This is a genomic window from Bacillus sp. 22-7, from assembly GCF_010628845.1.
GTDB classification, from domain to species: Bacteria; Bacillota; Bacilli; order Bacillales; family Cytobacillaceae; genus Cytobacillus; species Cytobacillus firmus_B.
The window spans coordinates 1-316 of record NZ_NJQY01000043.1 but is presented as its reverse complement, the minus strand read 5'-3'; positions in this window follow the sequence as shown (position 1 = coordinate 316).

Sequence of the window (316 nt, the reverse complement as noted above, 5' to 3'; positions counted from 1 at the left end):
AAGCCTTCCTTGTCCTGGGGGACTCAAGCACAAGACGAGCTGCCCGGAAAGGTGTCCTTTACCTTTCTGGGCTGATTGCCCGAAATGTGGAGGCGACTGTCCTTTCAAGGAACGCAGACTAAGAGCGCCACGTCCTGTGGCAACGTCTGCATGACCCGCATCCTCCCAAAAGCTGTCGCTTTCGGTCGTGCGATGTTTATGCTGACGAAGCCTTCCTTGTCCTGCGGGCCTCAGGCATAAGACGGTTCCTGTAAGAAGGCGTTTTTCCTTCTGGAAGGAAACGGCTTATGATCCCGAGTCCCTAGGAGCCGAAACA